We start from the raw sequence: 20,171 nt of genomic DNA, 5'->3' as shown, positions 1-20,171 counted from the left end.
GCGGATGGGGCGCCGGCCCCGAAGGCCGCGCGACGCGGCCGGGACCGTGACGCCGGCGCCCGAATGGGCCGTGTGAGAAGCCAGTTCACGGGTCCGGTCAAGGGCCGGCCTTGAGCATCGGCGGCGATTGTCAGGCCGCCCCCTTGACCCGGCGGGCCGGCGCCGGAATGCCGGGACGACCCGTTTCCCGGGCTGTCCGGCCCGGGCCGGACCGCCAGCACGAGGAGCCTTCCGATGAGCCAGACGCGCGCACAGGCCGACCTCCTCGGCCGCCTGGAGGCCAGCCTCGGCCGGGGCGGCCTGCTGACGGGCGAGGAGGATTGCGCGCCCTACGCCGTCGACTGGCGCCGCCTGTTCCCGGGCCGGCCGGCGGCGGTGGCGCGCCCAGGCACCACGGCGCAGGTCGCCGCCGTGATGGCGGCCTGTCACGCCGCCGGCGTCGCGGTGGTGCCCCAGGGGGGACATACCGGCCTTGCGGGGGGCGCAACCCCGGACGCCTCCGGCGGCCAGGTGGTGCTGTCGCTCGCCCGCATGAACGCGATCCGCCGGGTCGACCCCCTCGGGCTGACCCTGGAGGGGGAGGCCGGCTGCATCCTCAAGGTGGCGCAGGAGGCGGCGGCGGCGGAAGGGCGCCTCCTCCCCGTCAGCCTGGCGGCGGAGGGTTCGGCCATGCTGGGCGGCGTCATCGCCACCAATGCGGGCGGCCTCAACGTCCTGCGCTACGGCATGACCCGCAACCTCGTCCTCGGCCTCGAGGTGGTGCTCGCCGACGGGACCGTGGTCGACGGCCTGCGCGCCCTGCGCAAGGACAATGCGGGCTACGACTGGAAGCAGCTCTTCATCGGCAGCGAGGGCACCCTGGGCATCGTCACCGCCGCCATCCTGCGCCTGGTGCCGCGCCCGCGCCACACCGCCACGGCGCTCCTGGCGGTGCCCGATCCGGCGGCGGCCCTGCGCCTCCTCCGGGCGGCCCAGGATGCGCTGGGCGACACCATCCAGGCCTTCGAGCTGATCGCGGGGGAATCCCTCGCCCTGGTGGCCCAGCATGCGGGCCTGGCGAGTCCCATCGCCGCTGCCGACTGGACCGTGCTGATGGAGGCGGGATCGAGCCTGCCCGGCCTGCGCGAGGCCGTCGAGACGCTGCTGGGCGAGGCCCTGGAGCGGGGCGACGCCACCGACGGCGTGCTCGCCGAATCCGGCCCGCAGGCGGCCGCCCTCTGGGCCCTGCGCGAGCACATCACCGAGGCCGAGGCCCGGGCCGGCAAGAGCGTGAAGCACGACGTCTCGGTGCCGATCCCGGCGATCCCGGACTTCCTGGCGGCGGCGGGCGAGGCCCTGGCCGCGGGCGCGCCGGGCACCCGGCCGAACATCTTCGGCCACATGGGCGACGGCAACATCCACTACAACGTCCTGATCGGCCCCGGGCACGGATCGGACGCCATCAACCGCATCGTCCACGACGCGGTGGCGCGGTTCGGCGGCAGCATCTCGGCCGAGCACGGCATCGGCCAGTACCGGGTCGACGCCCTCGTCCACCACCGGCGGCCGGAGGAGATGGCGCTGGCCCGCCGGATCAAGGGCGCTCTCGATCCCCAGGGCCTGCTCAATCCCGGCAAGGTGCTGCGCGCCGGGCCTTGAGCGGTCGCAGGGTCGCTCCAGACTGTCGGAATCCGAGCCGGCGACCTATCTCCGGTCTCATCGACACGACACGACGGCAGGAAAGACGCGCCCATGGCCTCGCCCGGAGACTGGAAGATCCCCGCATCCGCCCAGCCCAAGGCCGCCGATTACGGCTACGACCTCGAGCAGGCGCTCACCGCCGTCGTGGCGCTCTCCACGCGGGTACCGCCGGAGGCCTTCACCGCCGAGACGCTGGGCACCGAGCGGGCCGGCAACGGCGTCGTCATCGGCGAGGACGGCCTCGTCCTCACCATCGGGTACCTCGTGACCGAGGCGGATTCCGTCTGGCTCACCACCCATGACGGGCGCTCCGTGCCCGGCCACGTGGTCGGCTTCGACGCGGTCACCGGCTTCGGCCTCGTCCAGGCGCTGGGCGACCTGCGGATCAAGCCGCTGAAGCTCGGGCGCTCCGCGCCCGTCAAGATCGGCGACCGGGCCGTGATGGCCGGGGTCGGCGGACGCGCGCGCAGCCTCGCCGTGGAGATCGTCGCCCGCCAGGAATTCGCCGGCTACTGGGAATACGTCCTCGACGAGGCCCTGTTCACCGCGCCCTCGCATCCGCACTGGGGCGGGGCGGCGCTGATCGGACCGGACGGGGCGCTCCTCGGCATCGGCTCCCTGCAGCTGCAGCAGGGCGGCACGGCCGGGCCGAAGACCATCAACATGATCGTGCCGATCGACCTGCTGCCGCCGATCCTCGACGACCTCACCACCCGCGGGCGCGTCGACCGGCCGGTCCGCCCCTGGCTCGGGCTCTATGCCAGCGACGGCGAGGATTCCGTGGTGGTGATGGGGCTCGCCGACGACGGTCCCGCCGAGGCGGCGGACCTGCGCCCGGGCGACGTCATCGTGGCGGTGGCGGGCGAGCCGGTGGCAGACCTCGCGGGCTTCTTCCGCCAGGTCTGGGCCCTGGGCGAGGCCGGGGTGCGGGTGCCCCTGACGATCCAGCGCGACGGCAAGCCCCTCAAGCTCTCGGTGACCTCCTCGGACCGGGAGCGCTTCCTGGTCTCGCCGCAGCTGCATTGAGCCGAGCCCCGCATTGATCCAAGCCCCGCATTGATCCAAGTCCCGGGCGGGTCTATCCCGTGCCGATGACGGACCACGCGGAATCCTTGCCCATCCACATCGTCGGCGGCGGCCTCGCGGGGTCGGAAGCCGCCTGGCAGATCGCCGAGAGCGGCCACGACGTGGTGCTCCACGAGATGCGCCCGGTGCGCGGCACCGAGGCCCATCACGGGGGCGACTTCGCCGAACTCGTCTGCTCGAACTCGTTCCGCTCGGACGACGCCAACGGCAACGCCGTCGGCCTCCTGCACCAGGAGATGCGCACCCTTGGCTCGCTGATCCTGCGCGCGGCCGACGCGCACCAGGTTCCCGCCGGCGGGGCGCTCGCCGTCGACCGCGAGGGCTTCGCCCGGGCCGTCACCGCGGCGATCGAGGGCCATCCGCGCATCCGCATCGTGCGCGAGGAGGTCGAGGGCCTGCCCCCCGAGGCCTGGGGCCGCACCATCATCGCCACGGGCCCCCTCACCGCCCCGTCCCTGGCGCAGGGGATCCGCGAATTGACCGGGGCCGAGTCGCTGGCCTTCTTCGACGCGATCGCGCCGATCGTGCACCGTGACTCCATCGACATGGGCAAGGCCTGGTTCCAGTCGCGCTACGACAAGGTCGGGCCCGGCGGCACGGGCGCCGACTACATCAACTGCCCCATGGATCGCGACCAGTACGACCGGTTCATCCAGGCGCTCGTTGCCGGCGACAAGATCGGCTTCAAGGAGTGGGAGGCCTCGACCCCCTATTTCGACGGCTGCCTGCCGATCGAGGTCATGGCCGAGCGCGGCCCCGAGACCCTGCGCCACGGCCCGATGAAGCCGGTGGGCCTCACCAACCCGCACGACCCCACCGTGAAGGCCTGCGCCATCGTCCAGCTGCGCCAGGACAACGCGCTGGGCACCCTCTACAACATGGTCGGGTTCCAGACGAAGCTGACCTATTCCGAGCAGGTCCGGGTGTTCCGCACGATTCCCGGCCTGGAGAACGCTGAGTTCGCGCGGCTGGGCGGCCTCCACCGCAACACCTATCTCGACAGCCCCCGCCTCCTCGACGCGACCCTGCGCCTGAAGGCGCGGCCGTCCCTGCGCTTCGCCGGCCAGATCACCGGCTGCGAGGGCTACGTGGAGAGCGCCGCCATCGGCCTGATGGCCGGCCGCTTCGCGGTGGCCGAGGTCCGCGGGGAGGCCCTCGCGCCCCTCCCCGCCACCACGGCGCTGGGTGCCCTGATCGGCCACATCACCGGCGGCCACATCGCGGCCGAGGAGGCCGGCGCCCCGCGCTCGTTCCAGCCGATGAACGTGAATTTCGGCCTGTTCCCGCCCCTCGACCACGCCCCGAAGGGCGAGGGGGGCAAGCGCCTGAAGGGGCCGGAGAAGGCGGTGGCCAAGAAGAAGGCGATGACCGACCGGGCCCGGGCCGACCTCGCGGCCTGGCTCGGCCACGGACCGGCGCAGATCGCGGCCGAGTAGGGAGCCCGCCGCGGCGCCCCGAACACGGCGCCCGCATTGAAACCGCTCCGCCCCTCCCCCGCCCTAGCGGCGGCGAAAAAATGCGGTCACCCTGGGATGAACGGCCCAGGGCCGAACGTATCAGGCGAGGAACTGCGATGGCGGGCCATGCGGATCACGACCAAGCCGGCTCCCGGGCCGCCGCCGTCCTGCGGGTGACGAGCGGCAACTTCCTGGAGATGTTCGACTTCTTCGCCTTCGGGTTCTACGCCGCCTACATCGCCAAGGCGTTCTTCCCGAGCGAGAGCGACGTCGCCGCGCTGATGCTGACCTTCATGACCTTCGGGGCCGGCTTCCTCATGCGGCCCCTGGGGGCCGTGCTGCTTGGGGCCTATGTCGACCGGGTCGGCCGCCGGAAGGGGCTCATCGTCACCCTGGCCATCATGGCCGCCGGCACGATCCTGATCGCCCTGGTCCCCGACTACGCCAGCATCGGCCTCGTGGCGCCGATCCTGGTGCTGGTCGGCCGCCTGCTCCAGGGCTTCTCCGCCGGGGTCGAGCTCGGCGGCGTCTCGGTCTACCTCGCCGAACTCGCGCCCCCCGGCCGCCAGGGCTTCTACGTCGCCTGGCAATCGGGCAGCCAGCAGGTGGCGATCATGGCGGCGGCGGCCATCGGCTACGCCCTCAACCGCCTGCTGATGCCGGCCGAGATGGGCGCCTGGGGCTGGCGCATCCCCTTCCTGATCGGCTGCCTCCTGGTGCCGTTCCTGTTCTACATCCGGCGCTCGCTGCAGGAGACCCCGGCCTTCCAGGCCCGCAAGGTCCACCCGCCGGTGGGCGCGGTGCTGCGCACCCTGGGGCGGAACTGGCGGATCGTCGGGCTCGGGATGCTGATGGTGGCGATGACCACGATCGCGTTCTACGCGATCACGGTCTACACCCCGACCTTCGGCAAGACCGTCCTCCGGCTCTCCGACACCGACAGCCTGATCGTCACCTTCTGCGTCGCGGTGTCGAACCTGGCCTGGCTCCCCGTGATGGGCGCGCTCTCCGACCGGATCGGCCGGCGCCCGATCCTGCTGCTGTTCTCGGGCCTGACCCTGGTCACCGCCTATCCGGCCCTGGCCTGGCTCGTGGCGCATCCGAGCTTCGAGACCATGCTGGGGGTGCTGCTGTGGCTGTCCTTCCTCTATGGCGGCTACAACGGCGCCATGGTGGTGGCGCTCACCGAGATCGTGCCGCCGGAGGTGCGCACGGCCGGGTTCTCCCTGGCCTATTCCCTGGCGACCGCCCTGTTCGGCGGGATGACGCCGCTGGTCGCCACCTGGCTCATCGCGGAGACGGGCAACAAGGCGGCCCCCGGCCTGTGGCTCGCCCTGGGGGGCGCCTGCGGTCTCCTGGCCACGGTCGTCGTCTACCGCCGGCGGGCGTCGGACCTGCCGGCGACCGGAATCCCGGCCCCGGTCACGCCGACGCGACCGTGAAGATCCGGCGTCCGGGCAGCTGGCCCGGATCGCCGGTGTCGCGAAAGCCGACCTTGCGCAGGAGGCCGACCGAGGCCGCGTTCTCGGGGCGGCACTGGGCGATGATGAAGCGGTGGGGGAAGCGCTCCTGCAGCAGGCCCACCGCGGCGGTGACCGCCTCGGTGCCGAGCCCCTGCCCCCGGGCCGCGCCGCCGACCCAGTAGCCGACCTCGGCGGCGTGGTCGCCGCGCAGGTGCAGGCCGATCACCGCCGCGAGCGCCCCGTCCGTCCGCAGCCATGCGCCGAGGAAGCAGTCCTTCGTCACCTTGGCCGGGCCGATGAGCTGGCGCGCGTCCTTCAGGGTGAAGGGGGCGGGCAGGAAGTCGACCGCCCCGGTGATGGCCGGGTCGTCGGTCAGGGCGCGCAGGGCCTCGGCGTCGGACGGCACCAGCGGCGCGAGGCGCAGCCGCGCGGTCTCCACCGGCTTGAGGTTCGCGAGGCTGTAGCGCGCGGCGAGCTTGCGGAAGAACATCCCCAGGACTTGCCCCCGCGCGGCCCGGGACACAAGCGGCATCGCGGGCGGCCGGCCCCCGGGCCGTGCGCGGTCACGAAAAAACCCGCCCCGGATCGTCTCCGGGGCGGGCCCTGTCGTCAGGGTGTCGAGCGGATCGCCCCTACGGGTGGATCACCATCGCGCTGAACGGGTGCACGTAGGCCTGCAGCATCACGAGGCCGCCGACCAGGCAGGCCAGCACGATCGAGTGCCAGAACACGAAGCGCAGGATCTTGCCCTCCTGGCCGAAATAGCCGGTGGCGGTGGAGGCGACGACGATCGACTGGGCGTCGATCATCTTGCCCATCACGCCGCCCGACGAGTTCGCAGAGGCCATGAGGATGCCCGACAGGCCGAGCTGCTCCGAGGTGATCTTCTGCAGGCCGCCGAAGAGCACGTTGGAGGCCGTGTCCGACCCCGTGAGCGCGACGCCGAGCCAGCCCAGCAGCGTGCCGAAGAACGGGTAGAGGATGCCGGTGCCGGCGAAGGCGAGGCCCAGGGTGGCGTCGACGCCGGCGTAGCGGGTGAGCACGCCCAAAGCCAGCATCGCCGCGATGGTGATGAGCGAGTAGCGCAAGACCCAGATCGTCTCGATGTAGGCCGTCACCAGGCGCCAGGGCGAGAAGCGCATGATCAGGCCGGAGATGATCGCCGCGAACAGCACGCCGGTGCCGGTGTAGGACATGTAGGTGAAGGCGAAGACGGCGGCTTCCGGATGGGCCTTGGCCACCACCGGCGGCACCTTCATGATGACGTTGTGCAGGCCCGGGACCTCGTACTTCCAGGTGAAGATCGGGTTGACGAGGCTCTTGAACCAGCCGGTGCCCCAGATCGCCACGATCACCGAGAGGATGATCCACGGAACCCAGGCCATCGCGATCTCGCGGGAGGTCGCGGTGCGGCCGCCGAGATCCACCTTGGGCAGGTCGCCCGGGACGGCGGCGCCCAGGGAGACCGGACGGCCGCCGTTGACGTAGCCGATCGACGGGTCGTTGCCGCGAAGCGCCGGGGAGGTCCAGACCTCCTTGGGCTGCCAGACCTTGAGGAAGGCCACCAGGGCGGCCATCGAGATCAGGGAGGCGCCGATGTCGACGATCCAGGGGTTCACGTAGTTCGAGATCAGGAACTGGGCCGCCGCGAAGGAGCCGCCGCAGACCAGGATCGGGGGCCAGATCTTGATCATGCCGCGGAAGCCCGCGAACACCCAGATCAGCCAGAACGGCACGATGATCGAGAAGAACGGCAGCTGCCGGCCGATCATGGCGCCGAGGATGTAGGGATCGTAGCCCGTCACCGAGGCGAGGCCCTGGATGGGCGCGCCGAGCGCCCCGTAGGCCACGGGCGCCGTGTTGGCGATGAGCGAGAGGCCGGAGGCGGCCAGCGGCGAGAAGCCGAGGCCGATCAGGATCGCGCCCGTCACCGCCACCGGGGTGCCGAAGCCGCCCGCCCCCTCGAAGAAGGCGCCGAAGGCGAAGGCCACGAGGAGGAGCTGGAGGCGCCGGTCCGTGGTGATGCCCGCCACCGATTGCTGGAGGGTGGCGAACCAGCCCTTCTCCACCGTCAGGCGGTAGAGGAAGATGACGTTCAGGATGATCCAGCCGATGGGGAACAGGCCGAGGGCGACGCCGTAGCCGGAGGCGCGCAGGGCGAGGTCGCCCGGCATGCCGAACAGGAAGACGGCGACGCAGAAGGCGAGCACGAGGGAGAGCACGGCCGCGATATGGGCCTGGACCTTGCCGCTCGCGATCATGCCGAGCAGGGCGATGACGGGCAGCGAGGCCGCAAGCGTCGAGAGCCAGGCGTTCCCGAATGGGTCGTAGACCTGATTCCAGGTGGTCACTGTGTTCACGGGGGCCGTCCTCCTCCAGGGCAACCCGATCTCATGCCGGGCCTTGTTCCCGTTGCTAGCAGAGCCGTTCGGCCGGCTCAACGCGGTTAATCATGTATTCAGAGGGTGTTGCACGAAGATCCGTCCGCGCCGCCGGCGCACCCGCCCCGGTCCGCGACGCCGCGGCCACCGCATTCCTGGCCGGGCCAGCGGAACATGCGCGTCCGGCGACCACTTCCCTGTCGAGACCCCGAACGACGGGAAGCGGAGATTTAATCCATGTTTATGCGCGTCGACAAGCTACAGGCCGAGCTTCCAGCCCCCAAGCGGAAGGATCCCAACGCCGCTGCGGCCCTGCAGGAACTGCTCGGCGGCAAGTACGGCGAGATGTCGACCCTGGGAAACTACATGTTCCAGAGCTTCAATTTTCGAAGCAAGTCGAAGCTGCGCCCGTTCTATAGCCTCGTCGCCGCGATCACGGCCGAGGAACTCGGTCACGTGGAGCTCGTCAGCAACGGCGTGGCGATGCTGAACAACGGCCCCGACAACGACGGCGACGAGAAGGACGGCGGCGACATCTCGAAGGCCCCGTTCGAGGACATGAAGGACATCCGCCTCGCGGCCGCCTTCCTGTCGAACGGCGGCGGCGTCACGCCGGTCAACAGCAACGGCGCGTCCTGGAACAACGACTTCATCACCACCACGGGCAACGTCGTGGTGGACCTGCTGCACAACTTCCACCTCGAGTGCGGCGCCCGCCTGCACAAGCTGCGCGTCTACGAGACCCTGACGGACCCGACGGGCCGCGAGGTCTGCGGCTACCTGCTGGTGCGCGGCTCGGTCCACGCCCACGCCTACGCCCTGGCGCTGAAGAAGATCACCGGCGTCGAGATCGAGAAGTTCCTGCCGACGCCGAACATCAACCTCGACAAGATCCCCGAGTGCCAGAAGTACCTGCAGGAGGGCTCGCACCGCCGGCTCTACACCTTCAGCCCGGGCGACTACACCGAGATGGCCGGCATCTGGGGCAACGGCGAGGTGGCGCTCCCGGGCGACCCGCCGGGCGAGCTCAGCGTCGTCGAGGGGATGCCCGACGGCGGCAAGATCCACCAGCTCACCGGCGTGCCCTCGGCCTTCACCCCGGACTACGCGCCCCAGGAGATGTTCGAGATCGCCGAGAAGCTGACGAAGAAGGCCCGCTGAGGCGGATTTTTCGCGACGGATGACGGGGCGGCTCGTTCGGGGCCGCCCCTTTCGCGACGGCTGACGGGCGGCTCCTTCGGGGGCCGCCCTTTTTCATGGGCGACCGGCCCGCCCTCAGGCCCGGCGGGAGGCCCGCCAGAGGGTCCAGAGGCGGCGCCAGCGCGGGATCTCGACAACGGTGTTGAGGGGGTCGTAGCCCGGCCGCTCCATGACGGCGAGGTAGGGCTCCACCAGGGCGACGGCTAAGAAGGCGGGGCGGGCCGCCGGCGCGATGGTGGCGCGGGCCGCCGCGTAGGCCTTGAGGTGGCGGCGGGCCAGCGCCCGGAGATCGGCGGTGGCCCGCAGGAGCCCGGGGCCGCCGCGCCCGGTGATGATGTCCTCGCGGGTGACCCCGTAGGTCTTGAGGATGTCGGCGGGCAGGTAGACCTGGCCGGCCCGGGCGTGCCAGGGCAGCGCGCGCAGGAGGCCGGTGACCCCGTAGGCGACGCCGGCATGGCCGGCGGCCGCCGCCCCGCCGGGCTCGACCCCGTCGCAGAGGACGAGGGCGCCGAGGCGGATCAGGGCCGAGACGGTCTCGCCGCAATAGCCCTCGAGGTCGTTCACCCGGGGCATCGGGTCCTCGTAGAGGTCGAAGACCCGGGCGTCGATCAGATCGACGAAGGGCTGGCGCCCCAGCTTGCGCCGGACGATGGCGTCGTCGAGGGCGGCGGCCACGGGGTTGGCCTTCACGTCGCCGCGAGCCTCGCCCTGGAGGGCGTCGCGCCACCATTGCAGGCGGATCTCGCCGGCCATCGGGTTGGAGGCGGCCTCGCGGACCCGCGCGACGGTGAGGCTGAAGGCGATGAGGGCGAAGAGGTGGGGACGGGCGCTCGCGGGCGCGAAGAGGGTGGCGAAGTAGCGGTCGGGATCGCCCTCCCGGACCAGGGCCTCGCAATGCTGGAAGGCGAAGGTGAGGTTGCCCTCGGCCGGGCTGGTCCGGGTGTCCGAATCCGTCATGTCCCGCAATTCATCATGCGACCGCGATCAGGGCGGCGGCGACCTTGCGGTTCTCCGCCATGAGGATGTTGTAGGTGCGCGCCGCCGCCCCCGTCTGCATCACGTCGAGGCCGATGCCGCCCTCCTTGAGCCAGCGCCGGAGCGCATCAGGAAAAGGCGCGATCTCGAGCCCGGTTCCGATGAGGAGGAGGTCCACCGCCCCGGCCTCGGCGAGGATCGGGCGCAGGCTGTTCCGGTCGATGGCGCGGGGCGCGCCCACGTCCCAGGCCCGGATGCCCGACGGCGTGACCAGGATCGAGCCGCGATGCGACATCTCGGCGAAGCGGAAGCCGCCGTTGCCGTAGGCGTCGATGAGGTGGCGCCCGGGAACGAAGCCGTCGTGCAGGCTGCCGAGGGACGCCATGCCCGCCCCTACTCCGCCGCCTGGGGCACGCGCCCGCCGGCCGGGCGCCCCTGCGCCTTCACGCCCGAGAGCATCAGGCCGAGATAGATCAGCACCGGCGTCGAGACGAAGATCGCCGAGTAGGTGCAGATCACGACGCCGGCCAGCATCACGATGGCGAAGCCCTTGATCGCCTCGCCGCCGAACAGCACCAGGGCGAGCAGCGACAGGAAGGCCGAGGTCGCGGTCATCACCGTGCGCGACATCGTCGAGTTGATGGAGAGGTTGAGGAGCTCCACCGTGGGGATGGTCTTGTAGCGCCGCATCAGCTCGCGGGTCCGGTCGAACACCACCACGGTCTCGTTGAGCGAGTAGCCCACGATGGTCAGGATCGCGGCGATCGAGGTCATGTTGAACTCGATGCGGCTGATGACGAAGACGCCCAGCGTCAGCACGATGTCGTGCAGCGTGCCCACGATGGCGCCGAGCGCCAGCTCCCGCTCGAAGCGGAACCAGAGGTAGAACAGCACGGCGAGCACTGAGAGCACGACGCCGATGGTGCCGGACTGCACGAGCTCGCCCGAGACGCGCGGTCCCACGGTCTCGGTGCGGCGGAATTCGTACTCGGCGTCGAAGGCGGCGTGCGCCTTCTGCATCACGGCGGTCTGGCCCTGCTCGCCCGGCTGCAGGGGGAAGCGCACCAGGACGGTGCCCTCGCCGCCCAGCTCCTGCACCTCCGTCTCGCCGAAGCCGAAGCCGTTGGCGGTGTGGCGGACGGCCCCGACATCGGCCGACTTCGACTTCGCCTGCAGCTCCACCAGGGTGCCGCCCTTGAAGTCGATGCCGAAGTTCAGGCCGACGGTGAGGAACAGCACCACCGTCGCCACCGACAGGAACGCCGAGAGCGGGAAGGTGATGCGCCGGAAGCGCATGAAGTCGACGTGCGACTCGTCGGGCCAGAGGCGGAGCAGGCGCATGATCGGTCTCGGGTCTTTCGGCGATGCGGTCGATCGGGCTTCTGCGTGGCCGCGCTCGTCTCCTCCGGGCTCCCCGTCATTCCGGGCTCGCCTGCGGCGCCCCGGAATGACGTGGTGGCGTGGCGACCGAGCGGATCACGCGAAAATCGGATCGACCTCCTCTTGCAAACGGTGAACGGGCGAACGGCGGATTAGAATGGCAGCGCCTTGGGCCGGGCCATGTTGTACCACAGGGCGATCATCATCCGGGTCAGGGTGACGGCGGTGATGACCGTGGTGAGGATGCCGAGGATGAAGACCACGGCGAAGCCCTTCACCGGGCCGGAGCCGAGGAAGAACAGGATCAGGGCGGCGATCGCCATGGTCGAGTTCGAATCGATGATGGTGGCGAAGGCCTTGTCGAAGCCGGCCTGGAGGGCCGACACGATGGAGCGCCCGGCCCGGACCTCCTCGCGCACGCGCTCGTAGATCAGCACGTTGGAATCCACCGCCGTGCCGATGGTGAGCACGATGCCGGCGATGCCCGGCAGGGTCATGGTCGCCTCCAGCACCGACATCAGGCCGAGGATGAGGCCCACGTGCACGATGAGGGCGATGTTGGCGAAGAAGCCGAACACCCCGTAGGTGGCGAACATGAAGGCGATGACGAGGGCGCCGGCCACCAGGGTGGCGTACTTGCCGGCCTGGATCGAGTCGCTGCCGAGGCCGGGGCCGACAACGCGGCGCTCGACCACGGTGAGCTTGGCCGGCAGCGCGCCGGCCCGCAGCAGGATCGAGAGCTCGTTGGCCTGGGCCACGGTGAAGTTGCCGGTGATCTGGCCGGAGCCGCCGGTGATCGGCGTGTTGATGCGGGGGGCCGAGACCACCTCGTTGTCGAGGACGATGGCCATGCGGCGGCCGACATTCTCCGAGGTCGCCTGGCCGAAGCTCTGGGCGCCCTTCAGGTTGAACTTGAAGCTGACCATCGGCTCCTGGGTCTGATGGTCGAAGGCCGGCTGGGCGTCGGTGAGGTCGGCGCCGGAGGCCATCACGCGACGCTCCACGGGGACGCGGGCCCCCTTCTCGTCCTTGGAGGGCAGCAGGTCGACGTCGCCGGAGGGCGAATCCGCCAGCATCCGGAACTCGAGCTTGGCCGTCTTGCCGAGCTGGTCCTCCAGCTTCTGCGGATCCTGGAGGCCGGGGACCTGGACGAGGATGCGGTCGGCGCCCTGCTGCTGGATCGAGGGCTCCTTGGTGCCGCCGAAGTCGATGCGGCGCCGGATGACCTCGATGGCCTGGGTCACGGCTCGGCGCGTCCGGTCGGTCAGGCCCGCATCCGTGAGGGTGAGCTGGATCACGCCCTCGGGCTTCTCGGCGACGGTCAGGGTCTGGCCGCCGCCCTGGCCCACCAGGGCGTTGGAGATCGGCTGCGCGAGTTCGCGCAGCTTCGGCAGCACCTTGGCGCGGGCGGCCTCGTTGGAGATCCGGAGCTGGACGCCGCGCGGGATGATCTGGATGCCGCCCTCCGGCGTCACCCCGCCGGCCTCGCGCAGGACCCGGCGGACGTCGTCGCGCAGGGCCGTGGTCAGGGACTTGGCGAGGTCGTTCTGGTCGACCTCGAGGAGGAGCTGCGAGCCGCCCTGGAGGTCGAGGCCCAGCACGATGGCGCGCTGGGGCACGATCCAGCTGGGGAACCAGCTCGGCAGGGAGGCCATGAAGTGGCTGCGCTGCTCGGCCGAGAAGAAGCTCGGCACGGCGAGGCTGAGGCCGATCAGGATGACGGCCAGCGTCGTGACGATCTTGGTTCTCGAGAAGCGCAGCATCCGCCGGGTCCGTCCTGTGTCCGTTTCCTCAAGGGCGCCGCGGGCCGTGGGCCCGGCCTGCAGCGCCCGGGTCGCCGCCTCAGGCGGCCTTGACCGGCGCGCCCTTGACGCGGACTTCCGAGATCATCGCGCGCACGACCTTGACGCGGACGTTGGGCGCGATCTCGACCTCGATCTCCGAGGCCTCGTCGGCGACCTTGGTGACGCGACCGACGATGCCGCCGGTGGTGACGACGGTGTCGTCGCGGCGGACGTTCTTGACCATGTTCTGATGCTCCTTCACGCGGCGCTGCTGCGGGCGGAGGATCAGGAAGTACATGATGACGAAGATGAGGACGAACGGCACCACCTGCAAGGCGATGTCCGCTCCGCCAGCGGCCGAGGTGGCCCCTTGCGCGAAGGCGGGGGTGATCAAGCGGGTGACTCCTCAAGGATAAGGCCCGCGCCGCCAGACCCTCGGTCGAGGGGGCGTCCGGGCTTGTCAAAAAGCGCGCGGACTATAGCCAGGGCCTAAGTGAAAGCAACGCCGCCCGGGTGAGGCGAATGGGTCCGGGGCCGCGAATCGCCGGCGGCGGCGCGATTTATCGGGTTCATCGCGGCGCTCCGGCACCGTAAAGCACGGGACCCGCCACGTCTGACCCGCCACGTCTGACCCGCCCTGTCCGCCCCGTCGCGGGACCCGAGTTCGAGGAGCCGTCCATGACCGCCACGCCCCCCGCCGACCCGGCCGTCGATCCGGCAACCCTGGCGGCGTTCCTGCCGGTGCTGGAACGGATCGCCGCCGCCCTGGAGCGCGCCGCCCCCGCCCCGCGCGCGCCCGTCGACCTGACGGAAGCGGACGCCTTCCTGTGGGGGCCGGAGCGCCGGCTGATCCCGGTGCCACGCGTCAACCGGGTGGCGATCGGCCTGCTCACCGGCATCGACCGGGCCCGCGACACCCTGGTGGCGAACACCCGCCTGTTCGCCGACGGCCTGCCGGCCAACAACGCGCTCCTCTGGGGCGCGCGCGGCATGGGCAAGTCCTCGCTGGTCAAGGCGGCGCACGCGGAGATCAACGCGGCGCGGGCGCCCGGCGCCCTCCCCCTGAAGCTGGTGGAGATCCACCGCGAGGACATCGAGGCCCTGCCCGACCTGATGGCGACCCTGCGGGGCGACGCCCATCGCTGGATCGTCTTCTGCGACGACCTCTCCTTCGACGGCGACGACACCTCGTACAAGTCCCTGAAGACGGCGCTGGACGGCGGCATCGAGGGGCGGCCCGAGAACGTGCTGTTCTACGCCACCTCGAACCGGCGCCACCTGCTGGCCCGGGAGATGGTGGAGAACGAGCGCTCCACGGCGATCAACCCGGGCGAGGCCGTGGAGGAGAAGGTCTCCCTCTCCGACCGCTTCGGCCTCTGGCTCGGCTTCCACAAGTGCAGCCAGGACGAGTACCTGGCGATGATCCGCGCCTATGTCGCGCGCCATGGTCTGCGCGCCGAGCCGGACCGGGTCCGCGCGGAGGCCCTCGAATGGGCGACCACCCGCGGCTCGCGCTCGGGCCGGACCGCGTTCCAGTTCATCCAGGATCTCGCCGGGCGCCTGGGGCAGCGGCTGGAGGGGTGAAGGCGGGTTCCCGCGCCGGCCACCCGGACCACCATAGAAAAGGGGCAGGGAACGCCGTCCCCTGCCCCGACGGCGCGACCCGGATGCAGGCCGCGCCGGATCAGTCGGAAAAGATCAGTCCTTGAGATCGGCCGGCACCTTGCCGCCGTTCTCCTCGAGCTTCTTGATGACCTGCTTGTGCAGCCAGACGTTCATCGTGGCCGAGTCCTCCTTGTCGCCGGTGTAGTGCAGCTCGTCGGCGAGCTGCTTGCGGGCGGTGAGGCTCGAATCGAGGTCGAGGAGCTTCATCAGGTCGACGATCGAGGTGCGCCAGTTCAGGGTCTGCGGATTCTTCGCCGCCATGCCGTTGAGCACCTGCTCGACGTCGACGGGACCGCCGGCCGGGGCGCCGGTGCTGGTCGGGGTCGAGGCGGGGGCGTCCGAACCGCCGGCGGAGGGCTGTGCGTTCGCCTCGGACGGCTTGGCCTGCGCGTCGCCGCCGCCGAACGGATGGAGGATCTTGCTGACGATGCTGCCGAGGAGGCTCATAACAGGTTTCCCTCAATCTCACGTCGGCGGCCGGTGCCGCGACGGGGTGACAACGGGGTGGGTCCGGACCCGTTCCCGTAACGGGACGGATCCCGAAGGCGGCGCGGGCGAATTCGACGGGCTCTCGACCTTGCCGGCCCGCCCGCAACCCTTCGCCGGCGGGAGATTCATCTTCTCCTTCGCGCATGCGGTGGAGATGAAAACGCCAAACATCCGGGGTGGAGCGCCGAGACCGGAGCGGATTCTTGCGCTGACGCCCCGTGCGTGCCACTGCGCGGCATCCTCCTGGCCGGCCCCGCGCCGCCGCACGCCGTCCCGCCGCGTGCGCGCCCGGGTTCGGCCCGCCCCCGACCGGAACCACCCGATGCGCCCGACCCGCCGTACCGTCACCTTCGCCGCGACCTTCTTCGCCGCCACCCTCGCCGCCAGCGCGGGCCTCCTCGCCGCCGGACCGGCCGCGGCGCAGACCGCCGCGCCGGTCCCGGTCCGCATCGGCGTCATCCCGGTGATCGGCGCGGCGCCGATCTTCGTGGCCAACGGCGAGGGCTGGCTGAAGGAGGCGGGCCTCGCACCCACCTTCACCACCTTCGAATCCGGCCCGAACATGATCCAGGCCCTGGCCTCCGGCACCATCGACGTCTACGTCGCCGGCGTCGCGCCGCTGGCCGTCGCCCGCACCAAGGGCATCGACGTGCGGGTGGTGGCCGCCACCGCCATCGAGGAGATGGTGTTCGTGGCCGGCCCGAAGCTCGCGCCCTACTTCGCCGACGGCGCCGACAAGGCGCAGGCCTTCGCGCAGTTCCGGGCCAAGGAGGGCAAACCCGCCCGCCTCGCCACGCAGCCGCCGGGCTCGGTGCCCAACACCACCCTGCAGCACTGGCTCTGGCAGGTGGCCAAGGCCGACAAGGCCAATGCCGAGGTGGTGGCGATGGGCATCGACGCGACCCAGCAGGCCATGCTGGCCGGGGCCGTCGACGGCGCCTCGATCCGCGAGCCGGCGCTCACCATCGTGCAGATGCGCAACCCCGCCATCAAGCTCGTCGCCACCGGGGGCGAGATGTTCCCCGACCAGCCGGGCACCGTGGTGGGCGTGTTCGGGGCCTTCGCCGACAAGAACCCCGCCGCCGTGGAAGGCCTGGTGAAGGCCGTGGTGCGCGCCACCGAGCTCCTGAAGAGCGATCCGGCCCGCGCGGCCAAGCCCGTGGAGGCGGCGCTGGGCAAGGGCATCACCGACACCGCCACCATCACCCGGGCGCTGACCTCGCCGGCGGCGAAGTTCACCGCCGACCCGCGCCAGATCATCGCGGCCACGAAGGCGATGCAGGCCTACCAGGTCTCGATCGGCACCCTCGACAAGGACGTCCCCCTGGAGGGCCTGTTCGAGCCGAAATACTACGAGGCCGCCACGAAGCGCTGAAGGCCCCCGTCAGCCCCGGTCCCGGGCGCGCTGCGCCTGGGTGAGCCCGCCATAGCCCCAGGACTCCGCCGGGACCTCGTTCACCACCGCGTAGGTGGCGAGGGGCAGGCCCGCCCCGAGGGTCTCGGCCAGCAGCCGGTGCGCCGCCGCGAGGAAGGCCGCCTTCTGGGCCGGGCTGTTGCTGCCGGCCGTGACCGTGGCCTCGAGATGGGCCGCGGTTTCCACCGGTTCCGCGCCGATGCTCCAGGCCCCGGGCGCCGTGCCCTCCACCAGCACCGCCGTCAGGTCGGCGCGCTTGCCCAGGACCTCGGCCATCAGGGCGGTGACGCCCCCCTGGAGTGCCTCGCGGGCGCGCCCGCTCGGGGGCGGGCCGGAGAGGGTGACGCGGACGAACGGCATGGGGGGCTCCTGCGGGTGGGGGTTCGCGGGGTGTGGTGTTGACCCATCCAGGCTTAGAGGCGCAGCATCGTCGCGAAAATCGCGAAGATCCGAACGGATCGTTTGGGAAAACCGAATGGTCGCCACCAGCCTCGACCTCGATGCCCTGCGCAGCTTCGTCGCCGGAATCGACCTCGGCAGCTTCGCAAAGGCCGCCGACCGCCTCGGCCGCTCGCCGTCCGCCCTCAGCCTGCAGCTGCGCAAGCTCGAGGCGCAGCTCGGCCAGCCGCTGACCCGGAAGTCCGGCCGGGGCCTCGCCCTGACCGAGGCCGGCGAGGCCCTCCTCGGCCCGGCCCGGCGCCTGCTCGCCCTCAACGACGAGACCCTGGCCCGGCTGCGCGAACCGGCGCTGGCCGGCACCGTCCGCCTCGGCCTGCCGCAGGATTTCGCCGAGACCTGGCTGCCGGGCCTCCTGGGCCCCTTCGCGCGCCAGCACCCCGGCGTGCAGGTGGAGGTGCGGGTGGAGACCAACGCCGCCCTGCTGGCGGGGCTTCAGGCCGGGCGCCTCGACCTCGTGCTGGCCTGGGAATCCGGCGCCGTGCCGTCGGAGGCCTGGCCGGGCCCGGCGCCGCTCGCGCGCCTCGACCTGCCGATGGCCTGGATCGGGCCGCGGGACGGGTTCGTGCGCGCGCCCGACGCGACCCTGCCCCTGGTCGCCTTCGCCGCGCCGTGCCTGTTCCGCCAGGCCGGCCTGCGGGCCCTCGACGGGGCCGCGATCCCGTGGCGGGTCGCCTTCGCGTCGCCGAGCCTCACGGGGCTCTGGGCCGCGGTGGCCGCCGGCCTCGGCATCGCCCTGCGGGTGCCCCACGGGCTGCCGCCGACCCTCCGCGCCCTGGAGCCGGCCGAGGCCAACCTGCCGGCGCTGCCCCGGATCGGTCTGTCGCTGCGGGCCTCGACCGGGCGCCGCTCCCCGGCGCTGGACCGCCTCGCGCAGATGCTGCGCGCGGCGATGGCCCCAGGTCTGTTCAGCTGAGAGCCTGTTCGCCCGCGGGCCTACTCGGCGGCGAACAGGCCCGGCAGGCCGGATTCCGCGGCCGGCGGCGCCGCGGCCGCGGCGCCGGACTTGGCCTCGACCGGCGCCTTCGGATCACCGGGTCCGGTCTCGCAGGCCAGGGCCGGCAGGGCGACGATGCGGTTGCCGCGGTAATCCATGCGGCACACGATGGTGCCGCGGGTCTCCACATAGGCGAGCAGGCGCCGGGCCCGGCCGGGCGAGCGGCTGCCGATCGCCCGGGCCAGGGCCTCGTCGCCGGGACAGGGCTCGCCGGCGAGGGCCGCCCGGGCCAGCAGCAGGAACAGGCCCTGGACCTCGTCCGGCAGGGTGGCGGCGACCCCTTGCGCCTCCTCCCAGCGCCCGTCCGCCTCGTCCGGGGCGACGTCGGCCCCGTCGAACCCGGCCCGGGCGACGCCGAGGCGGCGGCGGAAGGCCGCCAGGCTGATCGCCTCGCCGTCGAGGCCGCGCATCCGGCAGCGCACGAGGAAGTCCTGGTAGACCACCGCCACCGGCTGGCCGCCGGCATCCGGGTCGGCGGCGATGCCGCGCAGGACCGCGTCGAGCCCGGCGCGGATCTCGTCCTCGCTCATCGGCTCGGGCGCCTCCACCGGCTCCGGACGGTAGGCGCTGAGCTCGCGCATCAGATCGGCCGGGGTGGCGCGCGGGGTCGGCGGCGTGCGCGGCGCCGGCGCCCAGGCCAGGGTCGGTTCGTCGGGCGAGCGGGTGAGGATGAGGGCGCGCAGGTCCGCATCCGCCGGGGCGGGCAGCGGCACGAGCTTCGGCGAGCCGGAGCGCGCCGAGGTCGTCACCGGGCCGATGCGCAGCGCCAGGGGCCGCCGGCTCAGGGCCGGGCCCAGCGCCACGAACTCGCCCCGGGACAGGTCGCGAAAGCGCTCGGCCCCGCGCCGGTCGAGGCCGAGGAGGTCGGCGGCGCGGGCCATGTCGATGTCGAGGAAGGTGCGGCCCATCAGGAAGTTGGTGGCCTCGGCCGCCACGTTCTTGGCGAGCTTGGCCAGGCGCTGGGTGGCGATGATGCCGGCCAAGCCCCGCTTGCGGCCCCGGCACATCAGGTTGGTCATGGCCCCCAGCGAGGCCTTGCGGGCCTCGTCGGAGACGTCGCCGGCGGCCGCCGGCGCGAAGATCTGGGCCTCGTCGACCACGATCAGGGCGGGGTGCCAGTGGGTGCGCTCGGCCTCGAACAGCCCGCCCAGGAAGGCGGCCGCGGCGCGCATCTGCGCCTCCATGTCGAGGCTCTCCAGGGTGAGCACCACCGAGACCCGGTGCGCCCGCACCCGCGCGGCGATGGCCTGCAGGTCGGCCTCCCCGTGGGCGCCGTCCACCACCACGTGGCCGTAGGCCTCCGCCAGGGTGACGAAGTCGCCCTCGGGGTCGATCACCACCTGCTGCACCGCGCCGGCGCTCTGCTCCAGCAGGCGCCGCAGCAGGTGCGACTTGCCCGAGCCCGAATTGCCCTGGACCAGGAGACGCGTCGCCAGGAGCTCCTCGAGGTCGAGGCGCGCGGGCTCCGCCCCCGGCCCCATGCTCAGACCCATCTCGATGCCGACCGTCATGCCTGCTCCGGCTCCCGCGCGGAGGCTGGTCCTCCGCACCTCCTGGCTCTCGCACGAAGACCTTAACACGCGCGCCATCGGGCCGGTCCGTCGCGCGGGGCCGGCATCCACAGGCCAGGGGCCGCACCCGGCGCGCAGACAGAGCCGGCAGGTCCCCCCTTTGTTCCTCTTTCGTTCGAGGCACCCTGGAAGGCAATGCGGAGGATAAGCCTCTTGTCCTAGGCTCAAGAACC

Annotated in this window: 18 protein-coding genes; 8 read left to right on the top strand and 10 right to left on the bottom strand. The window is 71.8% G+C overall.

Annotation, left to right across the window (positions count from 1 at the left end; genetic code table 11):
* The first annotated feature begins 234 nt into the window (after positions 1-234).
* The 4 genes from ASG63_RS22455 (at position 235) to ASG63_RS22440 (ending at position 5,665) form a co-directional block, all read left to right on the top strand.
* Positions 235-1,638, top strand: a complete 1,404-nt coding sequence (locus ASG63_RS22455) for an FAD-binding oxidoreductase (RefSeq protein WP_056222093.1) — start codon at positions 235-237, stop codon at positions 1,636-1,638.
* 93 nt (positions 1,639-1,731) lie between these two features.
* Positions 1,732-2,706, top strand: coding sequence for a S1C family serine protease (locus tag ASG63_RS22450; RefSeq protein ID WP_056222089.1), 975 nt, complete (start codon positions 1,732-1,734; stop codon positions 2,704-2,706).
* A gap of 65 nt (positions 2,707-2,771) precedes the next feature.
* Positions 2,772-4,202 (top strand): methylenetetrahydrofolate--tRNA-(uracil(54)-C(5))-methyltransferase (FADH(2)-oxidizing) TrmFO, encoded by a 1,431-nt coding sequence (trmFO, locus tag ASG63_RS22445; protein WP_056222087.1) that lies wholly within the window; start codon positions 2,772-2,774, stop codon positions 4,200-4,202.
* A 137-nt stretch (positions 4,203-4,339) separates the two neighbouring features.
* A complete protein-coding gene (locus ASG63_RS22440) occupies positions 4,340-5,665 on the top strand; it encodes an MFS transporter (RefSeq protein WP_056222084.1) in 1,326 nt (441 codons plus the stop codon).
* Here the strand turns inward: ASG63_RS22440 and ASG63_RS22435 are convergent.
* Together ASG63_RS22435 and ASG63_RS22430 are read right to left on the bottom strand one after the other, a co-directional pair.
* Positions 5,646-6,176 carry a GNAT family N-acetyltransferase gene (locus ASG63_RS22435; protein WP_056222234.1) on the bottom strand — a complete coding sequence of 177 codons (531 nt, stop codon included), beginning with the start codon at positions 6,174-6,176 and terminating at the stop codon, positions 5,646-5,648. The two genes, ASG63_RS22440 and ASG63_RS22435, sit on opposite strands and share 20 nt — an antisense overlap.
* 142 nt (positions 6,177-6,318) lie before the next feature.
* Positions 6,319-8,037, bottom strand: a complete 1,719-nt coding sequence (locus ASG63_RS22430; protein ID WP_056222231.1) for an L-lactate permease — start codon at positions 8,035-8,037, stop codon at positions 6,319-6,321.
* 267 nt (positions 8,038-8,304) lie between these two features.
* On the opposite strand from ASG63_RS22430, the gene ASG63_RS22425 reads away from it, so the two are divergent.
* Positions 8,305-9,228: a manganese catalase family protein gene (locus ASG63_RS22425; protein WP_056222081.1), complete on the top strand. Its 924-nt coding sequence runs from the start codon at positions 8,305-8,307 to the stop codon at positions 9,226-9,228.
* A 114-nt stretch (positions 9,229-9,342) separates the two neighbouring features.
* Here ASG63_RS22425 and ASG63_RS22420 read toward each other — a convergent pair whose 3' ends face one another.
* The 5 genes from ASG63_RS22420 to yajC form a co-directional block, all read right to left on the bottom strand.
* Positions 9,343-10,224: a phytoene/squalene synthase family protein gene (locus ASG63_RS22420; protein ID WP_056222077.1), complete on the bottom strand. Its 882-nt coding sequence runs from the start codon at positions 10,222-10,224 to the stop codon at positions 9,343-9,345.
* A 13-nt stretch (positions 10,225-10,237) separates the two neighbouring features.
* Complete coding sequence (locus tag ASG63_RS22415) at positions 10,238-10,627, bottom strand: Mth938-like domain-containing protein (protein WP_056222075.1); 390 nt, start codon at positions 10,625-10,627, stop codon at positions 10,238-10,240.
* An 8-nt stretch (positions 10,628-10,635) separates the two neighbouring features.
* A complete protein-coding gene (secF, locus tag ASG63_RS22410) occupies positions 10,636-11,583 on the bottom strand; it encodes a protein translocase subunit SecF (protein WP_056222072.1) in 948 nt (315 codons plus the stop codon).
* A 191-nt stretch (positions 11,584-11,774) separates the two neighbouring features.
* Positions 11,775-13,385 carry a protein translocase subunit SecD gene (gene secD / locus ASG63_RS22405; protein WP_056222070.1) on the bottom strand — a complete coding sequence of 537 codons (1,611 nt, stop codon included), beginning with the start codon at positions 13,383-13,385 and terminating at the stop codon, positions 11,775-11,777.
* A 79-nt stretch (positions 13,386-13,464) separates the two neighbouring features.
* On the bottom strand, positions 13,465-13,800 hold the full coding sequence (yajC, locus tag ASG63_RS22400) for a preprotein translocase subunit YajC (protein ID WP_055949106.1): 336 nt from the start codon (positions 13,798-13,800) through the stop codon (positions 13,465-13,467).
* A gap of 284 nt (positions 13,801-14,084) precedes the next feature.
* Between yajC and ASG63_RS22395 the strand changes: the two genes are divergently transcribed.
* Positions 14,085-14,990, top strand: a complete 906-nt coding sequence (locus ASG63_RS22395) for an ATP-binding protein (protein WP_056222067.1) — start codon at positions 14,085-14,087, stop codon at positions 14,988-14,990.
* Between the two features lie 114 nt (positions 14,991-15,104).
* On the opposite strand, the gene ASG63_RS22390 is transcribed toward ASG63_RS22395, so the two are convergent.
* Positions 15,105-15,518 (bottom strand): DUF3597 domain-containing protein, encoded by a 414-nt coding sequence (locus ASG63_RS22390; protein ID WP_056222062.1) that lies wholly within the window; start codon positions 15,516-15,518, stop codon positions 15,105-15,107.
* A 364-nt stretch (positions 15,519-15,882) separates the two neighbouring features.
* On the opposite strand from ASG63_RS22390, the gene ASG63_RS22385 reads away from it, so the two are divergent.
* A complete protein-coding gene (locus tag ASG63_RS22385; RefSeq protein ID WP_056222058.1) occupies positions 15,883-16,935 on the top strand; it encodes an ABC transporter substrate-binding protein in 1,053 nt (350 codons plus the stop codon).
* A gap of 9 nt (positions 16,936-16,944) precedes the next feature.
* On the opposite strand, the gene ASG63_RS22380 is transcribed toward ASG63_RS22385, so the two are convergent.
* On the bottom strand, positions 16,945-17,334 hold the full coding sequence (locus ASG63_RS22380) for a tautomerase family protein (RefSeq protein WP_056222055.1): 390 nt from the start codon (positions 17,332-17,334) through the stop codon (positions 16,945-16,947).
* A 115-nt stretch (positions 17,335-17,449) separates the two neighbouring features.
* On the opposite strand from ASG63_RS22380, the gene ASG63_RS22375 reads away from it, so the two are divergent.
* Positions 17,450-18,346 (top strand): LysR substrate-binding domain-containing protein, encoded by an 897-nt coding sequence (locus ASG63_RS22375; protein WP_056222053.1) that lies wholly within the window; start codon positions 17,450-17,452, stop codon positions 18,344-18,346.
* A gap of 20 nt (positions 18,347-18,366) precedes the next feature.
* On the opposite strand, the gene ASG63_RS22370 is transcribed toward ASG63_RS22375, so the two are convergent.
* Positions 18,367-19,938 (bottom strand): ATP-binding protein, encoded by a 1,572-nt coding sequence (locus tag ASG63_RS22370; protein WP_056222051.1) that lies wholly within the window; start codon positions 19,936-19,938, stop codon positions 18,367-18,369.
* Positions 19,939-20,171 lie beyond the last annotated feature (233 nt).

Origin of the sequence: Methylobacterium sp. Leaf94 (assembly GCF_001426045.1) — a bacterium.
Taxonomy (GTDB): Bacteria; Pseudomonadota; Alphaproteobacteria; order Rhizobiales; family Beijerinckiaceae; genus Methylobacterium.
Note: the sequence above shows the minus strand (reverse complement) of the source record. Positions and strands in the feature narration are given on the sequence as shown.